The 19,154-nt window shown below is 68.1% G+C and carries 16 protein-coding genes; 10 read left to right on the plus strand and 6 right to left on the minus strand.

Annotated elements, in window-relative coordinates; all coding sequences use genetic code 11:
• The first annotated feature begins 245 nt into the window (after positions 1-245).
• From LBW94_RS06500 to LBW94_RS06510, 3 genes are read left to right on the plus strand one after another with little or no spacing between them, the layout of a single operon-like run.
• Positions 246-983 carry a rhomboid-like protein gene (locus LBW94_RS06500; protein WP_225057291.1) on the plus strand — a complete coding sequence of 246 codons (738 nt, stop codon included), beginning with the start codon at positions 246-248 and terminating at the stop codon, positions 981-983.
• A 52-nt stretch (positions 984-1,035) separates the two neighbouring features.
• Complete coding sequence (gene nucS / locus LBW94_RS06505) at positions 1,036-1,722, plus strand: endonuclease NucS (RefSeq protein ID WP_225057292.1); 687 nt, start codon at positions 1,036-1,038, stop codon at positions 1,720-1,722.
• 10 nt (positions 1,723-1,732) lie between these two features.
• Positions 1,733-2,038: an ATP/GTP-binding protein gene (locus LBW94_RS06510; protein WP_225057293.1), complete on the plus strand. Its 306-nt coding sequence runs from the start codon at positions 1,733-1,735 to the stop codon at positions 2,036-2,038.
• A 90-nt stretch (positions 2,039-2,128) separates the two neighbouring features.
• On the opposite strand, the gene LBW94_RS06515 is transcribed toward LBW94_RS06510, so the two are convergent.
• Together LBW94_RS06515 and mce are read right to left on the minus strand one after the other, a co-directional pair.
• A complete protein-coding gene (locus LBW94_RS06515; RefSeq protein WP_225057294.1) occupies positions 2,129-3,130 on the minus strand; it encodes a hypothetical protein in 1,002 nt (333 codons plus the stop codon).
• Between the two features lie 87 nt (positions 3,131-3,217).
• Entirely contained in the window at positions 3,218-3,697 is a 480-nt protein-coding gene (gene mce / locus LBW94_RS06520; protein ID WP_225057295.1) for a methylmalonyl-CoA epimerase, read from the minus strand.
• 109 nt (positions 3,698-3,806) lie between these two features.
• Here mce and LBW94_RS06525 point away from each other — a divergent pair, with 109 nt between their 5' ends.
• From LBW94_RS06525 to LBW94_RS06540, 4 genes are all read left to right on the plus strand, one after another.
• Positions 3,807-4,988, plus strand: a complete 1,182-nt coding sequence (locus LBW94_RS06525; RefSeq protein ID WP_225057296.1) for an acetyl-CoA C-acetyltransferase — start codon at positions 3,807-3,809, stop codon at positions 4,986-4,988.
• A 129-nt stretch (positions 4,989-5,117) separates the two neighbouring features.
• The gene (locus tag LBW94_RS06530; protein ID WP_225057297.1) at positions 5,118-5,471 is read left to right on the plus strand and encodes a DUF3817 domain-containing protein; all 354 of its coding nucleotides are present in this window, start codon (positions 5,118-5,120) and stop codon (positions 5,469-5,471) included.
• 61 nt (positions 5,472-5,532) lie between these two features.
• The gene (locus LBW94_RS06535) at positions 5,533-6,387 is read left to right on the plus strand and encodes a tetratricopeptide repeat protein (RefSeq protein WP_225057489.1); all 855 of its coding nucleotides are present in this window, start codon (positions 5,533-5,535) and stop codon (positions 6,385-6,387) included.
• A 900-nt stretch (positions 6,388-7,287) separates the two neighbouring features.
• Entirely contained in the window at positions 7,288-7,665 is a 378-nt protein-coding gene (locus LBW94_RS06540; RefSeq protein ID WP_225057298.1) for an SSI family serine proteinase inhibitor, read from the plus strand.
• Positions 7,666-7,678: 13 nt separating this feature from the next.
• Here LBW94_RS06540 and glgB read toward each other — a convergent pair whose 3' ends face one another.
• Entirely contained in the window at positions 7,679-9,832 is a 2,154-nt protein-coding gene (glgB, locus tag LBW94_RS06545; RefSeq protein WP_225057299.1) for a 1,4-alpha-glucan branching protein GlgB, read from the minus strand.
• A gap of 98 nt (positions 9,833-9,930) precedes the next feature.
• On the minus strand, positions 9,931-11,931 hold the full coding sequence (locus tag LBW94_RS06550) for an alpha-1,4-glucan--maltose-1-phosphate maltosyltransferase (RefSeq protein ID WP_225057300.1): 2,001 nt from the start codon (positions 11,929-11,931) through the stop codon (positions 9,931-9,933).
• A gap of 161 nt (positions 11,932-12,092) precedes the next feature.
• Here LBW94_RS06550 and LBW94_RS06555 point away from each other — a divergent pair, with 161 nt between their 5' ends.
• Positions 12,093-12,848 (plus strand): dienelactone hydrolase family protein, encoded by a 756-nt coding sequence (locus LBW94_RS06555; RefSeq protein ID WP_225057301.1) that lies wholly within the window; start codon positions 12,093-12,095, stop codon positions 12,846-12,848.
• 209 nt (positions 12,849-13,057) lie between these two features.
• Here the strand turns inward: LBW94_RS06555 and LBW94_RS06560 are convergent, their stop codons facing one another.
• Complete coding sequence (locus tag LBW94_RS06560; protein ID WP_225057302.1) at positions 13,058-13,432, minus strand: DUF2255 family protein; 375 nt, start codon at positions 13,430-13,432, stop codon at positions 13,058-13,060.
• 213 nt (positions 13,433-13,645) lie between these two features.
• Here LBW94_RS06560 and glgP point away from each other — a divergent pair, with 213 nt between their 5' ends.
• Both glgP and LBW94_RS06570 read left to right on the plus strand, forming a co-directional pair.
• Entirely contained in the window at positions 13,646-16,213 is a 2,568-nt protein-coding gene (glgP, locus tag LBW94_RS06565; protein WP_225057303.1) for an alpha-glucan family phosphorylase, read from the plus strand.
• Positions 16,214-16,350: 137 nt separating this feature from the next.
• Positions 16,351-16,482, plus strand: a complete 132-nt coding sequence (locus tag LBW94_RS06570; RefSeq protein WP_255634210.1) for a hypothetical protein — start codon at positions 16,351-16,353, stop codon at positions 16,480-16,482.
• Positions 16,483-16,849: 367 nt separating this feature from the next.
• On the opposite strand, the gene LBW94_RS06575 is transcribed toward LBW94_RS06570, so the two are convergent.
• On the minus strand, positions 16,850-18,898 hold the full coding sequence (locus LBW94_RS06575; RefSeq protein WP_225057304.1) for an AMP-binding protein: 2,049 nt from the start codon (positions 18,896-18,898) through the stop codon (positions 16,850-16,852).
• Positions 18,899-19,154: the final 256 nt, after the last annotated feature.

The raw sequence follows: 19,154 nt of genomic DNA on the forward strand, positions 1-19,154 counted from the left end.
TTCTCGTTTCACCAGGAGATCCGGATCGCCCCCGGCATCCTGTCTCGTTTCACCAGGAGGTCCGGCCGGGCCCGTTTCGGCTGCGCCGGCAGTGGTATGTCTCACCCACACCCGGTAGGTGACCTGGCAGTCCGCGCACTTCTCAGAGTCCTCTCGAGGAACAACCAGCCCCTCGGTAGCCGTTTTGTGGATCATGGAGATGTAGGTCCGGCGCTCGGTTGCCGGTTGATGGGGAAGGAGGGCTCATGGTCGTGCTCGAAGAAGCACCGGCGCAGCGAGCAGTGATCGAGAGCGGTGCGGTGACCCGGCCCCGCTGGCGACGGTTCGTACTCCCTGTCACCTATACCTACGCGGCCCTGCTGGTGGCCGTCACCGTGCTGGTGTCCGAGCTCAGCGACGACGATCAGTCCCGCGTGGTCCTGCATGCCAGCACCAACCTGCACAATCTCCTCCGCGGCCACATCGGGACGTTGCTGTCGAGCGCGTTCGTCATCGGCGACAGCAATGCCGCGCTGATGATCATCCCGCTGCTGGTCTGTGTGCTCGCCCTGGCCGAACTACGGTTCGGCTCCCGCCGGCTGCTCCGGATCTTCGTCGCGGGTCATATCGGCGCCACTCTGCTGGTGGCGCTCGGGCTCTGGGTGGCGGTCGAAGCCGAGTGGTTGCCGTGGAGCATCAGCCAGGCCGAGGACGTCGGTATCAGCTACGGCGCCATGGCCCTCATCGGAGCCTTCATCGCGCTGCTCCCGTCTCGCTGGAGGCCGACCTGGGCCATCTGCTGGCTCGCTGTGGCCGTCGCCGGGGTGGTGATGGGACGGACCTTCACCAATGTGGGCCATCTGCTCGCCGTGGCCATCGGACTGGCCGCGGGCTGCTGGGCGATCCGCAGCGGCCGCGCCGACGGATTGCGTCGGCTCACCTGGCCGGAATCCGGCCTGCTCGGCACCGGGGCACTTCTCGGATATCTACTTCTGGTCGGATGAAAATGGCCAGCCGGATATCAATTTCATCGTTCATTGGCCTAGAGTTTCACGCGTGCGTTTAGTCATCGCTACGTGCCAGGTCGACTATGCCGGACGGCTGACAGCTCATCTGCCGATGGCCCGACGTTTGATCATGATCAAAGCCGACGGTTCGGTTCTCATTCATTCCGACGGCGGTTCCTACAAACCGCTGAACTGGATGAGTCCGCCGTGCTGGCTGAAGGAGGAATCCGACACCGACGGTGACGGAAAGCCGGCCACTCGATGGATCGTCACCAACAAGGGTGGTGAGCAGTTGCAGATCACCATCGAGAACATCGAACACGATTCGGCATTCGAACTCGGCGTCGATCCGGGCCTCCAGAAGGACGGTGTGGAGGCACACCTTCAGGTGTTGCTGGCCGAGCACATCGAGACCCTCGGCGCCGGCTACGAACTCATCTCCCGCGAGTACATGACCGCGATCGGGCCCGTGGACATCCTGTGCCGCGACGACGGCGGCCGGACGGTGGCGGTGGAGATCAAGCGGCGCGGGGAGATCGACGGCGTCGAGCAGTTGACCCGCTACCTGGAGCTGCTCAACCGCGACCCGCTGCTGGCCCCGGTCTCGGGTGTGTTCGCGGCCCAGCTGATCAAGCCGCAGGCTCGCACCCTCGCCGAGGACCGCGGGATCCGCTGCCTGACCCTGGATTACGATGCGCTCCGCGGCATGCAGAGCACCGATTTCCTGCTGTTCTAAGCTCGGAATTATGCCTCGCCGGAAACCGCGCCCCCAGCAGCCCTCGGGGCGTCTCTCCGCGCAACCGCGGCCGATGGGTGACGTGTTCGGGCAGACCGAAGCGGGGCCGAACGGCGAGGACTACGTGGTCCGTACGGTACCGGGCGCCCGCGCGGTGAAGATGTACCGCTGCCCGGGATGTGATCACGAGATTCCGCCCGGGACCGCACACATCGTGGCATGGGCGAAATACGGCGGCGAGGACGATCGCCGACATTGGCACACCGGATGCTGGCGCGGTCGGCAGACTCGCACGATCACCCGGCGCTGGTCCTAGAGACTCTCGGACACGCTGGTGCAGGCCGCCCCGGAGGACGGCCTGCACCGCGGTCGGTCAATCGTGTCGCCCGGCGGTGTTCGGGTTCTGCTAGCCCGAGATCTCGGCGTTCTCGCGGTGGTCGTCGAGGATGTCGTCCTCGTCGGCCGCGGCCTCGGGAATCGCCTTCTGCTGACGGCCCTGAGCGGGCTTGGGGGAACTGGCACCCAGCGAGCGCGGCTCGGGGGACCCGTCGAGCAGCTCGCTCTCCCGGTTGACGGCGGCGAGCATGGCCGGCACCGAGTCGAGCTGGCCGCGGATGCCCAGCAGCTGCGCCAGGACGCGACCACGCAGCACCCGCATCTCCTCCGCCAGTTCCTTGGCGTGCGCGATCTTGCGATCGGCCTGCTGGGTGGCAGTGGAGACGAGGCGGTTGGACTCGTCGGTCGCTTCCTTGATGCGCTGCGCGGCATCGGAGCGGCTGGAGGCCTCGAGCTCCTCCATGGCGCGCGTCAGCTTGGTGCGACGCTCGGCCATGGTGACCTCGAAGTCCTGCTGCGCGGCCTTGCGCTTGGCCTCGGCCTCCTTGGTGATCCGGTCGGCCTCGGCCAGCGCGGCCTCGTTGATCTTGGTCGACTCGGTGCGCGCGTTGGCCAGGGTCTGCTCGAACTCGACCTCGAGCGCCTCGCGCTTCTCCTTGGTCTCCGAGAGCAGCGACTCGTACTTGCCCCGCATCTCGGTGGCCTGCTGCTCCGCGATCGAGATCATCTCGGCGGCCTCGGCCTGCGCCTGGGCGCGGACCTCGGAGGCCTCGTCGGAGGCCAGGCGCAGCATGCGCGAGATGCGATCGCTCATGCCCTCCGCCGTGGTCGGCGGCACGGACAGACGATCGACCTCCTTGCGCAGCTCGTCGATTTCGTCGCGCGCATCCTCCAGTTGGGCGGCCAGGTTGCGAGCCTGCGCGGCGGCGGCATCGCGATCGGTGGCGGTAACCCGGAGTTCTGCGTCGAATCGGTCGAAGTAATTGCGCACTTCGTCGCGGTCGTACCCTTTACGAACAACGGTAAAGGGCAACGCGACGAAGCGGTTGCGATCGGGCTCAGTGGACGACATGCCGAACAAACTACAGCCTGCCGACCGGCCATGGTGACCCGACCGCGAATGTCGTTACGACAAGTTTCCGCGGTCGGACCTGGGGTACTAGTGAGTAGGATCGGTCGCCGGTTCGATGAGCTCGATGAGCACACCGCCAGCATCCTTCGGGTGTAAGAAGTTGATGCGCGCTCCGGCGGTTCCACCCTTCGGGGCGTCGTACAGCAACCGCAGGCCGCGACTGCGCAGATAGGTTGCTACCGCCTCCACATCCGTGACGCGATAGGCGAATTGCTGGATACCCGGGCCGTTGCGGTCGATGAACTTGGCGATGGTGGAGTTCTCGTTCAACGGTGCCAGCAACTGCACAGCAGTCGAGTCGTCGCCGGCGCCCGGCAACGACAGCATCGCCTCGTGCACGCCCTGGGTCTCGTTGACCTCGCGGTGGGTTTCGACCATGCCGAGGTTGTCGCTGTACCACGCGACGGCGGTGTCGAGATCCGGCACGGCGATGCCGATGTGGTCGACGGCGATCACGTAGTCGGCCGGGATGAACGGGCTGGTGGCGGAAGAATCTGTGGTGCTCACCCTTACGACGGTAACTCCACCTGCGTAGAGCACGATCGATCGGCCGGGTTACCGTGAAAACGACGTTTCCGTCACCAGCTCTACTCGGAACAACGAAGCGAGGCCCCTCGTGACCACAACAGTCATCGTCTCCGGCGCCCGGACCCCGGTCGGCAAACTGCTCGGTGGCCTGAAGGATTTCAGCGGCTCCGCGCTGGGCGGTATCGCCATCAAGGCCGCTCTCGAGAAGGCCGGCGTGCGCCCCGACCAGGTCGACTACGTGATCATGGGTCAGGTGTTGCAGGCCGGCACCGGCCAGCTGCCCGCCCGCCAGGCCGCCGTGGCCGCCGGCATTCCCATGAGCGTGCCCGCCATCAGCCCGAACAAGGTGTGCCTGTCCGGTATCAACGCCATCTCTCTGGCCGATCAGCTGATCCGGGCCGGTGAGTTCGAGATCGTGGTGGCCGGTGGCCAGGAGTCGATGTCCCGCGCCCCGCACCTGCTGCTCAAGGGCCGCGAGGGGGTCAAGCTGGGTGACCTCACCCTGCACGACCACATGAACTACGACGGTCTGCACGACGTGCTCACCGACCAGGCGATGGGCCTGCTCACCGAGGAACGTAACGATCTGGACAAGATCGCCCGCGAGGACCAGGACGCGTTCGCCGCCGCCTCGCACCAGCGCGCCGCGGCCGCGTGGAAGAACGGCGTCTTCGACGACGAGGTGGTGCCGGTGGCGGTGCCGCAGCGCAAGGGCGACCCGATCCCGTTCACCGCCGACGAAGGTGTGCGCGCCGACACCACGGTGGAATCGCTGGGCAAGCTGCGCCCGGCGTTCCGGAAGGACGGCACCGTCACCGCCGGCTCGGCCTCGCAGATCTCCGACGGCGCCGCCGCGGTGGTCGTGATGAGCAAGGAGAAGGCGCAGGAGCTGGGCCTGAGCTGGATCGCCGAGATCGGCGCCTCGGGCGCGGTGGCCGGTCCGGACTCCACCCTCCAGGATCAGCCGGCCAACGCCATCGTGAAAGCCTGTGCGCGCGAGGGCATCTCGCCCGCCGATCTGGATGTCGTCGAGATCAACGAGGCCTTCGCCGCCGTCGGTGTCGCGTCGGCTCGCAAGCTGGGCATCTCCAGCGACAAGGTCAACGTCAACGGTGGCGCCATCGCGATCGGGCACCCGCTGGGCATGTCCGGCGCCCGGATCGTGCTGCACCTGGCCCTGGAGCTGAAGCGCCGCGGCGGCGGCGTCGGCGCCGCGGCCCTCTGCGGCGGTGGCGGCCAGGGTGACGCCCTGATCATCCGGGTGCCGTAGGCCCGCAACTCCGGACAGCACCCCGTCCGGTCCGCCTCGCGCGGACACCGGACGGGGTGCTGTCGTCTGCCCACCCGTGTGACACAGGTCAACGACAGACCGTCGTAGCCATTGGGCAGAATGGAGGCCATGGGTGAATTCTTCGATGTGAGCACCGTCGCGAAGCGGGTGCGGCTGTTCGGTCTGCTGGAGGCGCCGTCCTGGGCGCTGCTGCTGACGGGGTCGGTGCTGAAGCGGCTGCCGGATCCGATCACCTGGCCGGTGATGGTGTTCGGGATGCTGCACGGCGTCATCTTCCTGGTCTACGCGGTGAGCCTGCTGATGGCCTGGCGGGAGTTCGAGTGGCCGGGCAAGACCGTGCTGCTCGGTCTGTTGTCGTCGGTGGTGCCGTTCACCTCGATCTGGTTCGAGCGCTGGGCCATCCGCAGTGGGCAGTTGGGCGAATTGAGCCAAGCCCCGGCGCCTACCGTCGCACCGGCGTGACACACTGGAAGTCGTGACTCGACCTGCTGCACGTCGTCCCTCGCCCGCCGTTGCCGCTGCCATGTCCGGTGCGGTGGATCTGTCTGCTCTGAAGCAGCCCGCCGCCACGGATGTGCCGAGTGGGCACGCGGTCACCGAGGCCGATTTCGAGACCAAGGTGCTGCGGCGTTCGCTGCAGGTGCCGGTGGTCGTCGTTCTGTACTCCCAGCGCAGTCCGGGCAGCGTGGAACTGGTGAAGCTGTTCGAGCGGCTGGTCGCCGAGGGCGACGACAGCTGGGATCTGGCCGCGGTGGAGGCCGAGGCCAATATGCGTATCGCGCAGGCGTTCGGAGTGCAGGGCATCCCGACCGTCATCGCCGTCGCGGCCGGTCAGCCGCTGGCGGATTTCCAAGGCGCGCAACCGGAACCCCAGGTGAAGCAATGGCTCGCCGCGGTGATCGAGGCAGTACGCGGCCGCCTGCCCGGTGTCGACGGCGAAGCGCCGCCGGAACAGGAAGAGGCGCCCGAGGATCCGCGCTTCGTAGCCGCCGAGGAGGCGCTGGAGCGCGGTGACATCGCCGGCGCCGAGGCCGCCTACGAGAAGATCCTGGCCGAGGAGCCCGGCAACGTGGACGCCACCGCCGCCCTCCGCCAGGTCCGTTTCTTCGACCGCGCCCAAGGCCTGCCCGACGACGCGATAGCCCGCTCCGACGCCGCCCCCACCGACATCGACGCAGCCTTCGCCGCCGCCGACATGGAACTGTTCAACCAACTCCCCGAAGAGGCATTCGACCGCCTCATCGCCCTGATCAAGCGCAGCGCCGGCGACGACCGCAACCGTGTCCGCACCAGGCTGGTAGAGCTGTTCGAACTCTTCGACACCGGCGAGCCCGTAGTAGTAGCCGCCCGCCGCCGCCTCGCGTCAGCCCTGTACTAGCCCCCAGGCCGTCCGGCCAGCGCCCCCCGCTGACCGGACGCCCAACAACCCACCCGCCCACAAGCTCCCCACCTCCCCACCCCTGTGCCACCAACACGCAGGCCCGGCATCCAGTTCGTCGCCCGCCCACCTTCGGCCACGGTCTCCTCAAAAAAACAGGCCCACCACCCGGCTCACCCCGTGCCACGGTCACCGACAAGCAGGCCAGACACCCCGGGTTCGTTGCCCGGCCCACCCTAACCAACGGTCACCGTTCCGCAGGCTCACCCCGACTCGCCGCCGTTTCACGCCCCACTCTCCAACGCGGCCACCCCCCACAGGCCCGACAAGCCCCGACCCCCAGCGCGATTGCCGAACCCTGCCCTGCGCCCAGGGCGGTTGCGGAAAACGGCCCAACGTTAATGTTCTCGGCCCGTCTCGATTCTGGACTGACGGAGCGGGGGAGCGAAGCGGAGGAGCGGAGGAGGGAAGAATCGAGACTGAGGGGCCGAGAACCCGCCGGAGCGAAGCGGAGGCCAAAAATACAGCCGGTCACCCCCAAGAAGGCAAACCCTCAGTACCCGCACCCCCCTTCAGTGTGCTCCGGAGCACCGGTTAGCGCTCGGCAAAGCCCTGCTGCACCCCCCGAGTGATTTCAGACACAGCCCCCGTGCGCACACAGCAGCCACACCCACCATCCCGCACGACCCGATTCCAAGGTTCAACCCACACATCCATGATTCGGTCGTAGGCACCCGGTGAAGTCTCTGGCAGGCTGGTTCCACGATGGCACTGTCCAAGAATCGCCCCGAACAGTGCCCCAGGAAAGTGCAGAACCGGGTGAGCTCGAGCAAGAACGTCACCAAGTGAACGCCCACGAGCAAGTAATCCGGCAAGACCCAGTACAGGAAGGCGGGGGCCGTGCGGAAAATCTCGACAGCAGGCTGGCTCGGATGCGTGGCGGCGACAGCGTTGATCTTCACGCCGGCGGCGCAAGCGATGGCGCAAGACGGCCCCACTCAGCTCACCTTCACCCGGGACGCAGCCGATCAACCGCTGCGGACGGTGACACTGAGCTGTGACCCGGATATCGGCTCACACCCCGACATAGATGCCGCCTGCCGGTATCTGGAGGCCACCGCCGATCTCACCCTCCCGGAGGAGAGCCCAGAGGTCCGGTGTATCCGCTACAACCCGGTCTCATTGCGCGCCACCGGAACTCTGCACGGCCGGCCGATCACCGAGCAGCGCACCTACAGCTGTGTGGTCCCGGATCTCCCGCCCCCCTGGCAGTTCTGACAGCTGACCGCGGTCACTCCGGCGCAAGCCAGACGGCGCTGTTGGCCGCCAGCGTGATCGCGGCGGAAGCCGGCCGCCCGTGCCAGTGCTGCCCGGTCGCCTCCACTCCCCCCAGATTCCCCGTGCCACTACCCGCATAAGCGTAGGCGTCGGTGTTCAGAATCTCCCGCCAGCGCCCGGCGCTGGGCAGCCCGATCCGATAGTCGCGATGTTCGGACCCGGAGAAGTTGAACACACACGCGACGGCCGAGCCGTCACTACCGTGCCGGAGGAAGGCCAGCGTGTTGTTGCCCCGATCGTCGGCCTCGATCCAGGAATAACCGCCAGGCGAGGAATCCTGCGACCACAGCGCCGAGTGCGCCCGATAAGTGGCGTTCAAATCACCGACCAGCGTAAGAATCCCCTGGTGCAGTGGATTGCCCAGTTCCTCCCAGTCCAGCCCCCGGTCGTGTGACCACTCCCGGAACTGCCCGAACTCCTGGCCCATGAACAGCAACTGCTTGCCCGGATGCGCCCACATGTAGGCGAGCAGCGTGCGCACCCCGCAAGCCTTGGCGAAATCGTCGCCGGGCATCCGGGTCCACAGCGTGCCCTTGCCGTGCACGACCTCGTCGTGACTGATCGGCAGCACGAAGTTCTCACTCCACGCGTAGACGGCGGAGAAGGTGATCTCGTTGTGGTGCCAGCTGCGATGCACCTGGTCGCGGCCGAGATAGCCGAGGGTGTCGTGCATCCAGCCCATGTTCCACTTCATGGTGAAACCAAGCCCGCCGACCTCGGTGGGCCGGGTGACGCCGGGCCAGCTGGTGGACTCCTCGGCGATGGTGACCACACCCGGATGGTGTTTGTGCACGGTCGCGTTCATCTCCTGGAGGAATGCGACGGCCTCCAGATTCTCGCGGCCGCCGTGCACGTTGGGTTCCCAGCCGCCGGCCGGGCGGGAGTAGTCCAGGTAGAGCATGGAGGCGACCGCGTCGACCCGCAGGCCGTCGATGTGGAACTCGTCGATCCAGTACAGCGCGTTGGCGACCAGGAAGTTGCGCACCTCGAACCGGCCGAAGTCGAAAACGAAAGTGCCCCAATCCAATTGCTCGCCGCGACGGGGATCGGCGTGCTCGTACAGCGGGGTGCCGTCGAAGCGGGCCAGGGCCCATTCGTCGCGCGGGAAGTGCGCGGGCACCCAGTCCAGGATGACCCCGATACCGGCGGCGTGCAGCCGGTCGACGAGGGCGCGGAAGTCGTCCGGGCTGCCGAAGCGAGCGGTGGGCGCGTAGTAGGAGGTGACCTGGTAACCCCAGGAACCACCGAAGGGATGCTCGGCGACCGGCAGCAGTTCGACGTGCGTGTACCCGTGGTCGAGCAGGTAGTCGGCGAGCTGATCGGCCAACTCCCGGTAGCCGAGGCCGGGCCGCCACGAGCCGAGGTGCACCTCGTAGATGCTCATCGGGGCGCGGGTGGGGTCGGTCTGCGCGCGGGTGGCCAGCCAGTCGTGGTCGCGCCACTCGTGGTGGCTCTCGGTGACCATCGAGGCCGTGGCCGGAGGTGTCTCGGTGGCGAAGGCGAACGGGTCGGCGTGGTCGGCCGTGCGGCCGTCGGCGCCGTGGATGCGGTACTTGTACTTCGTACCGGGTCCGACGCCCGGCACGAACACCTCCCAGATCCCGGATCCGCCCAGCTTGCGCAGCGGGGCGCTCTGCCCGCTCCAGCCGTCGAAGTCGCCGATGACGGCCACACCGCGCGCGTTGGGCGCCCACACGGCGAAGGAGGTGCCCGTCACCTCACCGTCGAGGGTGGTGTAGCGCCGCGCGTGCGCGCCCAGCACGTCCCACAGCCGTTCGTGCCGGCCCTCGCCGATCAGGTGCAGATCGAGGTCGCCGATGGTCGGCAGGAACCGGTACCCGTCGGCATCGAGCACGGTCTGCCCACCCGGATAGGAGACCAGCAGGCGGTAGTCCCACAGCTCGGCGAACGGCACCACGCCCTCGAACACGCCGTGTGCCACGTGCTTCAGCGGATATTCCTCGGCCCCTACCTGCGCGGACACGCTGTCGGCGTGCGGCCGCAGCGCGCGCACCACGGTGCCCTCGGGGTGCGGATGCGCCCCCAGTACGGTGTGCGGGTCCGCATGGGTTCCGGCCGCAAGCAACATCAGATCGCGGCGATTCATCCGCGCTCCCTCCGGTTCGGCCCGCCGACGGCAGTGATGTCCCCCAACTTACCCACAAGATCGCCGTTCAACCGGTCGAGCCGTATTCCGCACCCCTTTCAGAAGGTGCGGCGGTAGGACAGTCCGGCGCGGGCCGCCGCCGGGACCGGCGGCAGGGCGAAGATGTGGGAGACGGCGTGCGCCGGGTCGAGGCGAACGTAATTGCTTTGGGCCCAGTGGTATTCCTCGCCGGTGACCTCGTCGTGGACCACCGGATGGTCGTGCCACTCCCGGCCGATCGCGGGCAGGTCCAGCGAGACCATGCCCTCCTCGGTGCCGTACGGGTTGAGGTTCACCACCACCAGGACGGCGTCGCCACTGGCCGGGCACACCTTCGAATAGGCCAGCAGCGCGTCGTTGCCGGTCTCGTGGAAGGCGATGCAGCGCAACTGTTGCAGCGCCGGGTGGGCGCGGCGGATCTCGTTGAGACGGGTCAGCCACGGTTCCAGCGATTCGCCGTGCGCGGCGGCCTCGGTGAAGCGGCGGGGGCGCAGCTGGTACTTCTCGGAGTCCAGGTACTCCTCGCTGCCGGGGCGCACCGCCTGGTGCTCGAAGAGTTCGAAGCCGGAGTAGACACCCCAGCTGGGGGCGAGCGTCGCGGCGAGTACGGCGCGGATGGCGAACATGCCGGGACCGCCGTGTTGCAGGCTCTCGTGCAGGATGTCCGGGGTATTGACGAACAGGTTCGGGCGCGCCTCGTCGGCCTTGGCGGCCAGTTCCCTGCCGAACTCGGCGAGTTCGTGCCTGCCGGTGCGCCAGGTGAAATACGTGTAGGACTGCGCGAATCCGCGCCGGGCCAGACCGTAGAGCCGGGCCGGGCGGGTGAACGCCTCCGACAGGAACAGTACGTCCGGGTCGATGCGGCGCACCTCGTCGATCAGCCACTCCCAGAAGTCGGCGGGCTTGGTGTGTGGGTTGTCGACGCGGAAGATGGTGACGCCCAACGTGATCCAGTGCCGCACCACGCGCAGCACCTCGGCGTAGAGCCCGTCGGGATCGATGTCGAAGTTGAGCGGGTAGATGTCCTGGTACTTCTTCGGCGGGTTCTCGGCGTAGGCGATGGTGCCGTCGGGCAGGGTGGTGAACCATTCCGGATGGCTGGTCACCCAGGGGTGGTCGGGGGCGCACTGCAACGCCAGGTCGAGCGCCACTTCGAGGCCGAGTTGCCTTGCGCTGCCGACGAATTCGACGAAATCTTCCTCGTCGCCCAGCGCCGGGTGGATGGCGTCGTGGCCGCCGCGGGCCGAGCCGATCGCCCAGGGCGAGCCCGGATCGCCGGGTGCGGCGGTCAGGGAGTTGTTGGGGCCCTTGCGATTCACCTCGCCGATCGGGTGGATCGGCGGCAGGTACACGACGTCGAAGCCCATGGCCGCGATGCGCGGCAGTTCCTTGGCGGCGGTGACGAAGCTGCCGTGCACCGGATTTCCGGCCGCGTCCCAGCCGCCGGTGGAACGGGGGAAGAACTCGTACCAGGCGCCGTAGAGGGCACGCCGGCGCTGCACCAGCACGGTGTGCTGCCTGCCACGGGTGACCATCTCCCGCACCGGTCGATCGCGCAGGATCTCGGCCACCTCGGCGCTGAACGCCGGCGCCACCCGGGCGGGCAACTGGGCGTCGCCGCGCAGCGCCGCGGCGGCGGCACGCAGCCGCTGCCACTGCTGTTTCGGCGCTGCCTGGGCGGCGCGCTCCAGCAGCCGGGCACCCAGTTCCAGGTCGTTGTCCAGATCCGCGGCGTTCTGGCCGACGGCCAGCTTGGCCTCCACCGCCGACCGCCAGGTGGCCAGCGGATCGCTCCAGCCCTCGACGCGGAACGTCCACAGTCCGGGGCGATCGGGTGTGAAGGTGGCGTTGAACACATCGGGCTCGTAATCCGGGGTCATCCGGATGCGCTGGATGCGTCCACCGTCGGGGCCGCGTACGGCCAGGTTGGCGGACACCGCGTCGTGCCCTTCGCGCCAGACGACGGTCCGGACGGGAAAGATCTCACCCACCACCGCTTTCGCCGGATAGCCGCCGGGAATGCTGGGGGAGGTGTCATCGATGGCGATGCGACCGGTCACTGTACAACCCTACCGAGAATTCGGACACGAACGGATGTCGAGGGTGATGCTGCCAGGTTTCGGTGCGGGTGGATGTGCGAGGGTTGCCTCGCTCACACTGAGACGGAACGGTTGCCCCGGTTCGGTGGCCGAACCCGGTGACCGCAAGGAGGTTTTCCACTATGACGGCTGTACAAGGGATTTCGGTCGACATCGAGACTCCCGACGGGATCGCGGACGCATACCTGGCCCACCCCGACGACGGTGCGCCGCATCCCGCCGTGCTGTTCTTCGTCGACGCCTTCGGCCTGCGCCCGGCCATCCGTGAGATGGCGGACCGGCTCGCCGCCGCCGGCTACACCGTGCTGGTCCCGAACGTGTTCTACCGGCACGGCCGGGCTCCTGTGGTGGAGCTCCCGGACTTCATCGACCACGGCGATCGCGCGGGCACGTTCTCGAAGATCGGCCCGATCATGCAATCGCTGACCACCGAACTCGCGATGTCGGACGCGGGCGCCTACCTGCGCTGGCTGGAGAACGATTCCCGCGTCGCCGCCGGTCCCGTCGGCCTGAACGGCTACTGCATGGGCGCCCGCCTGGCCCTGCTCACCGCCGGCACCTACCCGGACCGCGTCGCCGCCGCGGCCGGCTTCCACGGCGGCCGCCTGGCCACCGACGACGAGAACAGCCCGCACCTGGTCGCCGACCGCGTGACCGCGGAACTGTACTTCGGCCACGCCGACAACGACCAGTCGATGCCCCCCGAGCAGATCGACCGCCTGAGCAAGGCGCTGGACGAAGCCGGTGTCCGCCACCGCTCCGAGGTCTACGCGGGCGCCTCGCACGGCTACACGATGCCCGACACCTCCGTCTACAACAAGGAAGGCGCGGAACGGCACTGGACCGAGTTGATCGCCCTGTTCGGCCGCACACTGTAGTTTCGGCCTTCGCTTCGCTGCGGCGGGTTCTCGGCCCCTGAGTCTCGATTCTTCCCTCCTCCGCTCCTCCGCTTCGCTCCCCCGCTCCGTCGGTCCAGAATCGAGACGGGCCGAGAACATCAACGTGGGGGGTGACGAGGGAGGGCGAGTCGGGACGGGCCGCGAACCGCCGGCCCGGGCTGGGAACCCGGTGCCGGTTGGCGAACACTCTAATGCGGGACCAGTTGCATGGTGGTTGCTGCGGCTTGGGGGCCGGTGATGGAGTCGATGATGTTTGCCGCGTAGCGATGGTATTTGCTGCGGTAGGCGGCGTCGATCCGGTCGTTGACGTCCGAGCCGGCGTCCACGAAGGTCACGTCGCGCTCGACGCCGTCGGTGCTGACGTGGCCTTCGTGATTTCGGCGGGTGCCGCGGTACCAGGTCGCGGTCGGTCCGTTGACCGAGCGGACGTAGACCGCGTCGCCGTCGCGGACGGCCCAGATGACGCGGGGGCTGCTCAGCGAGCCGTCGCGACGCCGTGAGGAGATCTCGATCTCGTCCTCGTGGCCGAGGCGGGTGAGTTCGTCGGTGGTCCATGTGGTCATGACTGCCTCCATCCTCTGCGGTCTGCCGCGTGTCTCCGTATCCGCTGTCGGTGTCGTCGCGGGGCGCCGATCGGGGCCCTCCTGCGAGTGTGGCAGAGCCGCCGGAATCTCGCGGCGGGGGTCCGGGGATGTTGATCGTGTGCGGGTGTCGAAAAGGTCTGTGACCGGCCGCTGAACCAGCGCGTACCTGCACTGACGTGTAGGGTTTGGCCGATGAAGGCTCTGCGTAGGTTCACCGTCCGCGCCCATCTGCCCGAACGCTTGGCGGCGCTGGCCGAGCTCGCCACCAACCTTCGTTGGTCGTGGCATTCACCCACCCAGGACCTGTTCGCGGAGCTCGATCGGGAGCTGTGGCCACAGGTCGGTCACGATCCGGTGCGCATGCTCGGCGAGGTGCCCGCCGCCCGGCTGGACGAGCTGGCCGCCGACGAGGCGTACACGCGGGCCGTCGATGCCGCGGCCGCCGACCTGCAGGACTATCTCACCAGGCCGCGCTGGTTCGGCCGCCAGGAGTCCGGGCCGCGCTGTATCGCCTACTTCTCGATGGAATTCGGTGTCACCGAGGTGTTGCCGAACTACTCCGGCGGCCTGGGCATCCTGGCCGGCGACCATCTGAAGGCCGCCTCCGATCTGGGCCTGCCGCTTATCGGCATCGGATTGTTGTACCGCTCCGGCTATTTCCGGCAGTCGCTCACCGCCGACGGCTGGCAGGTCGAGCACTATCCCGCGCTCGACCCGCAGGGCCTGCCGCTGCGGCTGCTCACCGAATCGGGAGCGCCGGTGCTGGTGCACGTGCCGATGGCGGAGGGCCGGGTGCTGCGCGCACGGGTGTGGATCGCGCAGGTGGGCCGAATCCCGTTGCTGCTGCTGGATTCCGACATCGCCGAGAACGACGCCGAACTGCGCGCGGTCACCGACCGGCTGTACGGCGGCGACCAGGACCACCGGATCAAACAGGAGATTCTGGCCGGAGTAGGCGGCGTCCGCGCGGTGCGGGCCTACACCCGCGCACACGGTCTGCCAGACCCGGACGTGTTCCACATGAACGAGGGCCACGCGGGCTTCCTCGGCATCGAGCGCATCCGCGAATTCATGGCCACCGGAATGGATTTCGACGCCGCGCTGACCGCGGTGCGGGCCGGCACCGTGTTCACCACACACACGCCGGTACCCGCCGGCATCGACCGCTTCGCCGCCGCGCTGGTGCGCCGATACTTCGGCGGCGCCCACGGCGAACGCGAATCCGCGTTGCTGCCGGGCGTTTCCGTGGATCGCATCCTGGCCCTGGGCCGGGAGGCCGACCCCTCGGTGTTCAACATGGCCCACCTCGGCCTGCGCCTGGCCCAGCGCGCCAACGGCGTGTCCAAACTGCACGGCGAGGTGAGCCGCGCGATGTTCGCGGCCCTGTGGCCGGGCTTCGACTCGGCCGAGGTGCCGATCGGCTCGGTCACCAACGGCGTGCACGCCCCCACCTGGGCCGCCCGCGAATGGATAGACAAGGCAAGGCAATTCGTCGGCCCCGAACTGGTCGAGGAAGCCCGCGGCTGGGAGCAGTTGCAGGACGTCGACCTGCGCGAACTGTGGTCGACACGCAACGACCTGCGCGCCACCCTGGTCGAGGAGATCCGCCGCCGCCTGCGCGTGTCCTGGCTGGAGCGCGGCGCGGCCCCCGCCGAACTGGGCTGGATCGACGAGGCCTTCGACCCCCGAGTCCTCACCGTGGGTTTCGCCCGCCGAGTCCCGACCTACAAACGCCTGACCCTCATGCTGCGCGACCCGGAACGCCTGCGCGCCATGCTCCTGGACCCGGACCGCCCGGTGCAACTCGTGGTGGCCGGCAAGAGCCACCCCGCCGACGACGGCGGCAAAGCGCTGATCCAGCAAGTCGTCCGATTCGCCGACGACCCCGCGGTCCGCAACCGCATCGTGTTCCTGCCCGACTACGACATGTCGATGGCCCGCTACCTGTACTGGGGCTGCGATGTCTGGCTGAACAACCCGCTGCGCCCCCTGGAAGCCTGCGGCACCTCAGGCATGAAGGCAGCCCTCAACGGCGCCCTCAACCTGTCCATCCGCGACGGCTGGTGGGACGAGATGTACGACGGCGAGAACGGCTGGGCCATCCCCACCGCCGACGGCGTCAACGACGACCACCGCCGCGACGACCTGGAGGCAGGCGCTCTCTACGACCTTCTGGAACGCTCGGTACTCCCGCGCTTCTACGACCGCGACCACGACGACCTGCCGACCCGCTGGCTGGAAATGGTCCGCCACACCCTGCAAACCCTCGGCCCGAAGGTCCTGGCCTCCCGCATGGTCCGCGACTACGCCGTCGACTACTACCGCCCCGCCGCAGCCGCCTACGCGAAGATCTCCGCCGACGAATTCGCCGGCGCCCGAGAACTGTCCGACTACCGCCGCCGAGTGGAAACGGCATGGCCCCAGGTAAAAGTCGTCCAGGTCGACAGCGCCGGCCTCCCCGACACCCCCGTGATCGGCAACGACCTGTGGCTGCGAGCCCGCATAGACCTCGACGGCCTCTCCCCGGCAGACGTGGTGGTCCAGGCAGTCCTGGGCCGAGTCTCCGGCGCCGACGACCTCTCCGACGTCACCGCCATCGAAATGCCCCACACCGGAACCGGCAGCGGCACAGAAATTTTCACCATAGAAACCCCCGTCCCCCTCTCCGGCGCAGTCGGCTACACCGTGCGAGTCCTCCCCCGCCACCCCCTCCTGTCCTCCTCCGCAGAACTGGGCCTGATGGCCGCCGCCACCCCCTAACCACCCGATCCCCGGCCCAGCGATTACCTCCCCGAGAGCAATCGCCCCAGGGCCGGGCCCATCCAGCCCCAACGAGCAGGCTCAACGCCTGCCCACCCTGGGCCCCGTCCACGAATTCCGGCCAGACACTCCAGTGGTTGCCCGAGGCCCGCTGGCGCGCCATCAACGGCGCCCACCTGGTCCCGCTGGTCCGTACCGGGGCCACCTTCGTCAAGGGCGAACTCGTCGAACGCCCGGCCGACCGATCAGCCGAGAAGGAGGCCGCCTGAAACTCGCCGATCCATAAGGTCCTGACAATATCTCGCCGATCAGGAGAACTTCGTGCCAATCCGCCAGACAGTCGCCGACTTTCTCGCCGCAGGCCCGCTGCCCGACTGTTCTCGGCCCGTCTCGATTCTGGACTGACGGAGCGGGGGAGCGAAGCGGAGGAGCGGAGGAGGGAAGAATCGAGACTGAGGGGCCGAGAACCCGCCGGAGCGAAGCGGAGGCCAAAAACACAGCCGGTCACCACCGAGAAGGCAAAACCCTCAGTGCCCGCACCTCCAACTCCGGTCCGGCCCCGCTCGACCCGGCTACTGACTCCGGCCCAGCCCACCGGCACACCAGGCGCAATACTTCACCCAGCCCCCACCCCCTTCAAGCCAACGTCCGTTTCAAAATCTTGCCCGTCGCATTACGCGGCAGAGTATCCAGAAAAGTAATGTCCCGAGGCACCGAAAACCGCCCGAGCCGATGCCGAATGTAATCCCGCACCATATCCGCATCGAGCCGCGACCCATCCCGGGCAACCACGAAAGCCGCCAGCCGCTGCCCATACTCCCGATCCGGCACCCCCACCACCGCCACCTCGCTCACCTGCGGCAAGTGTGCCAGCGCCTCCTCCACAGGCCGGGGAAATACATTCTCCCCACCCGAGATGATCATCTCGTCCCCCCGCCCCGCGACGAACAACCGCCCACCGGCATCCAGATACCCCACGTCACCGGTATCGAGCATCCCATCAGCCTCCGCAGGCGCATGCGCATCGGTATACCCGTCGAACAACATGTGATTCCCGACGAAGATGCTCCCGGTGGCGCCGATCGGCACCGGCCGCCGATCCGGCCCCAGCACCGCCACCCGAGTGCCCAGCGGCGGCCGCCCCGCACACGCCGGTGACAACCGCAGGTCCGCCGGATCCGCGATGGTCGCCCACGACACCTCGGTGGACCCGTACACGTTGTAGAGAATGTCGCCGAACCCGTCGAGAAACCGCAACACCGCCGCCTCGGACAGCGGCGCCCCGCAACTCGCGACGACCCGCAGACTGGACAGGTCGTAACGATCACGAACATGGTCGGGCAGATCCAGAATCCGATTCACCATGACCGGCACGACGATCAACGAGGAGACCCCGTGCTCCTCGATCAGCCGCAGACAGTCCTCGGCGTCGAAGCGTTCCGGCAGCACCACCGTCGCCCGCAGCGGCGTGCTGATCTGCAAGGCCGCCAGCCCCCACGTGTGGAACAGCGGCGCCGGAATCAGCATGGTCTCGTTCATCCGCAACGGAATTCGCGACAGCAGCGCCGCCACCGTCCCGAACCCTTTGGGCTGCGGCCGCCGAGCACTCTTCGGCGAGCCGCTGGTGCCGGACGTCAGCACGATCTCGCGCCCCGGCGTGTCCGGTCGTTCGAACGTCCCGGCCCCGGCGGCGATCAGATCGGCGACGGTGAGACGTTCCGAAGTGGGCGGCGGCCCGGTGGTGGTGAACCGAGGGATCTCCGGCGGCAGATACCGCACCAGCCATTCCAGCGCGGGATCCGCGAAGATGGCCGCCATCCGATGCTTGTCCGCGAGTTCCGCCAGCCGCGCGGCCGCCACCCCGGTGTTGAGCAGCACCGCGTCGACGCCGAGTTTCCCGGCGGCGACCATGATCTCGACCATCTCCGCGTGGTTGCGGGACAGCACACCCACGGTGTCGCCGGGCCCGTAACCGAGGTCGGCGAGCGCGCTCGCCAGCGCGTGGGTGCGGTCGTGCACCTCGGCGAAGGTGCGGTCGCCGTGGTCGTCGACGATCGCGAAGCGATGCGGCGAATGGGCCGCGCCCGCCGCGTACCCGCCGGCCAGGGTGAACCCCCATTTGGCCAGTCGTCCCAGCTGTCGCAGGCCGCGGTCGAGCCGGTAGGTGCGCACGACGCCGGTGGCGACCATCTGCCGCGCCACCCCGGCCTGCTGGCGCAGCGAGGTGTCCTCGGCGTTGGTGACGGTCGAGGTGGGTGCGCCGCGCACCAGATCGGCGAGCCGGTGCAGGCCCGCGGTCACCCAGTCGGCGACGGCCCGGTTGCTCGCCGAGGCCACCACCGGATGCACACGATCGGCCGCGAACACGGTGACGGTGACGCGGGTGCGCCGGACGCTGCCGTTCTCGTCCAGCCGAATCGCGGCGAAGGCGCCGTCGGCGCAGCGCAGGTCCAGATTCTCCAGGTGCCGCCCGACGGTCAGCCGCACCTCGACGGCCTGGATGTCGGTGGCGTCGCGGCCGACACGCAGCCGCAACCGGGTGCTGTCCTGGTCGGTGCCGAGCTGTTCGCACGACCCGATACCCGGGAAGACCCGGGGGTAGACGTGCGGGTCGCGCAGGAGCTTCCATACAGCGCTGCGGGCGACCGGGAGGTCCACGGTCGCGTCGACGATATCGGTAACCAACAGCTTGCACTCCTCACTGGGCCGGGCGCGGAGGCGCGGATGGTCGGAATAACGTATTTGTAACGGCCCTCACAGGATGGGTCAAGGAAAGTCGGATTTTAGGTGAATCTTTCGGTAAATTGCCCAGTAATTGCATGTGAACGTCCGTCTCGTACAACGGGTGACAGCACCGATTGCCATTGGTTAGCTGTGGCGATTTCCCTCCGGCGTGTCGCGACGGCTACCGTGCCGGAGGCAGCTCCTTCGTTCGGCGGTG

The sequence above is a fragment of the Nocardia sp. alder85J genome (assembly GCF_020176955.2).
Taxonomy (GTDB): domain Bacteria; phylum Actinomycetota; class Actinomycetes; order Mycobacteriales; family Mycobacteriaceae; genus Nocardia.

Coding starts and splice junctions, on each gene's coding strand:
- LBW94_RS06500 (WP_225057291.1), top strand. CDS start 246: ATGGTCGTGCTCGAAGAAGCACCGGCGCAGCGAGCAGTGATCGAGAGC.
- LBW94_RS06510 (WP_225057293.1), top strand. CDS start 1,733: ATGCCTCGCCGGAAACCGCGCCCCCAGCAGCCCTCGGGGCGTCTCTCC.
- LBW94_RS06515 (WP_225057294.1), bottom strand. CDS start 3,130: ATGTCGTCCACTGAGCCCGATCGCAACCGCTTCGTCGCGTTGCCCTTT.
- LBW94_RS06530 (WP_225057297.1), top strand. CDS start 5,118: ATGGGTGAATTCTTCGATGTGAGCACCGTCGCGAAGCGGGTGCGGCTG.
- LBW94_RS06535 (WP_225057489.1), top strand. CDS start 5,533: ATGTCCGGTGCGGTGGATCTGTCTGCTCTGAAGCAGCCCGCCGCCACG.
- glgB (WP_225057299.1), bottom strand. CDS start 9,832: ATGAATCGCCGCGATCTGATGTTGCTTGCGGCCGGAACCCATGCGGAC.
- LBW94_RS06555 (WP_225057301.1), top strand. CDS start 12,093: ATGACGGCTGTACAAGGGATTTCGGTCGACATCGAGACTCCCGACGGG.
- LBW94_RS06560 (WP_225057302.1), bottom strand. CDS start 13,432: ATGACCACATGGACCACCGACGAACTCACCCGCCTCGGCCACGAGGAC.
- glgP (WP_225057303.1), top strand. CDS start 13,646: ATGAAGGCTCTGCGTAGGTTCACCGTCCGCGCCCATCTGCCCGAACGC.